This window comes from Psychrobacillus sp. (genome assembly GCF_056205495.1).
Genome location: NZ_JBAEAP010000241.1, coordinates 1 through 2,561, shown reverse-complemented (window position 1 = coordinate 2,561; position 2,561 = coordinate 1). Strand labels below are relative to the sequence as shown.

The window sequence follows — 2,561 nt, the reverse complement described above, 5'->3', positions numbered from 1 at the left end:
CATTTAACCCTTCCAGCATACTGCCTCCAAGCTTAATAACGATGCGATCAGGAACGATAGGTTGCATTGATTTGAACGTAGTCATAAGTCAAATCACACCCCCATGCAGTTCCTAGGCCTTCCCCTTGGTTCAGTTCAATTAAAAATTTCACTTCTGCCTGCTTCAAATAAAGCATCGTTACTTCTTCAGAGAAAGGGACAGGCTCCCCATTTTCTACAACCGGCGTTGGACCGATGGAAATCTTAATAGCGTTCGGATCTATCGTTGCACCACTATAACCAACTGCACAAATCAATCTCCCCCAGTTAGCATCACTGCCGAAAACTGCTGTTTTAACTAGCGGTGAGCCTACGACCGTCTTGGCAATTTTACGCGCCTCCTCATCATTGACCGCACCCTTAACTTCTACCTCAATCAGTTTGGTAGCTCCTTCTCCGTCTTTCGCAATCATTTTAGCTAAATCCAATGCAACGGTATGAAGCGTTTGGACGAAGGTATCCCAGTCTGGATGAAGTGGAGTCAATGGATTGTTTTCCGCTAACCCGTTTGCCATCACGACTACCATGTCGTTCGTAGATGTGTCGCCATCTACGGTTATGGAGTTGAAAGTAACATCTGTGATCGATTTTAGTGCATCCTGCAGATGGTTTGATTCGATATTGGCGTCTGTTGTGATGAAGGCAAACATCGTCGCCATGTTAGGCTCGATCATGCCGGACCCCTTAGCGGTTCCTGCAATGATGATTTCCTTTCCGTCTATAACGGTTTTATAGGAGGTATCCTTCGTAACTGTATCTGTCGTCATGATTGCCTGAGAGAAATTGATGGCTCCTTCTAGCTCATCGATAGGCTCAAGTTGTTTGATACCCGCTAGGACCGGCTCCATTTTCATCATTTCGCCGATCACTCCGGTTGAGGCTACTCCCACTAGATTCGGGTTAATACCAAGCTTTTCCGCTGTCTTTTCCTGCATCGTATAGGCATCGATTAGGCCTTGCTTTCCTGTACAGGAGTTTGCAATTCCTGAGTTCACTATAAGTGCTTGCATTTTCTGTGTGGTGTATACAACTTCCTTCGTGACAATAAGTGGAGCACCTTGGACTGCATTCGTCGTGAAAACCCCAGCAACGCTAGCGGGCACCTCACTTGTGAGTAGGGCTAAGTCTTTTTTCTTGTGCTTAACGCCGCAGTGGATGCCGGTCGCCTTGAAACCTTTTGGTGAAGCAATGTTTTTATAGGTGATGCGCTTCATCGTCATTGTTTCTGTCAACATGGGGTTTCCTCCTTTAAATGAATAATGGTACGAGCGAGAGTCCAGTCGTTTGGTTGAGATTGAATTGAACATTCATATTTTGAATGGCCTGCCCGGCTGCGCCTTTAACTAGGTTGTCGATGACCGAGACAATTGTTGCTCGATTCGTGCGTGGATCTACTTTTACGTGAATATCGCAATAGTTAGAGCCGTACACTTGGTTTGTGCCGAATTTGCTGGCTTCTTTTATGATTCGTACGAACGGTTGGTTTTCGTATGTTTCTTGTAAAGCATTTACTAGGTCTGCTTCTGTGACACCATAGTTTACCGGTGCATAGCTTGTTGCCAGGATTCCTCTTGTCATTGGAACAAGATGCGTCGTGAAGGTAATTGGTGCCGACTGGTTCGCAAACATTTGAATGGCCTGCTCGATTTCTGGTATATGCTGATGCTCATGGAGCTTGTATATCGCAGTGTTTTCGTTTGTTTCACTGTAATGTGTCATTTGGCTCGGCTTGTTGCCTGCTCCAGAGATGCCACTTTTAGCATCAATAACGAGATGGGTTGCGTCGATTAGATTCTCTTTGATAAGCGGTAGCAAGGAAAGCAGGACGGCTGTCGGGTAGCATCCCGGGTTTGCGATAAGCTGAGCTTCTGCGATAGCGGCTGTGTTCCATTCCGTTAACCCGTATACGCTTTGTTCTACCGCATCCGCTGGGGCTGGTGATTTTTTATACCATTGCTCGTATGCAGCTAAATCCTTTAGACGAAAATCACCCGATAGATCAATCAGCTTCGGCTTTTTACCGACAAGTGCTGGTAGTAGACTCGATGAGACCCCTGAGGGAGTGCTCGTAAACAATACATCATACTCTGCTAGTCTATCAGACTCAATTTCGAGAAGCGGCAGGTCATGAATATTCATTAAATGTGAATATTTATCCGAAAATTGTATACCCTGTTCGGATGAAGAGAACAGATCAACGACTTCCACTTCAGGATGATTATGTAAAAAACGAACTAATTCAAGCCCACCATATCCCGTCGCTCCTATAATTCCTACTTTCATACACTCACCTCTTACCATTTCTTAGCAATATTATAACTATGTATAATTATAAAGTCAATTGTATTTTTATTTGTTTTTTTATATTGTTATTTCGTAGATGTTACAGGTGCCTGGCACCAGTAATATACTCTCATAATAGAAAGAAGCCAATCTAATAGGAGTGTTTCCAGTTATATTGGCTTTTTCTTTAGCCTTATTGGGGGGTGTTTATTGTTACAGGTGCCAGGCACCTGTATAAC

At 44.2% G+C, this 2,561-nt stretch carries 2 protein-coding genes; both read right to left on the bottom strand.

Translation table 11 applies throughout. The features are described from left to right. Window positions 1-47 precede the first annotated feature (47 nt). Window positions 48-1,274, bottom strand: a complete 1,227-nt coding sequence (gene argJ / locus AC06OU_RS06930; protein WP_475854890.1) for a bifunctional glutamate N-acetyltransferase/amino-acid acetyltransferase ArgJ — start codon at window positions 1,272-1,274, stop codon at window positions 48-50. A gap of 13 nt (window positions 1,275-1,287) precedes the next feature. Next, on the bottom strand, window positions 1,288-2,322 hold the full coding sequence (gene argC, locus AC06OU_RS06925) for an N-acetyl-gamma-glutamyl-phosphate reductase (RefSeq protein WP_475854888.1): 1,035 nt from the start codon (window positions 2,320-2,322) through the stop codon (window positions 1,288-1,290). Window positions 2,323-2,561 lie beyond the last annotated feature (239 nt).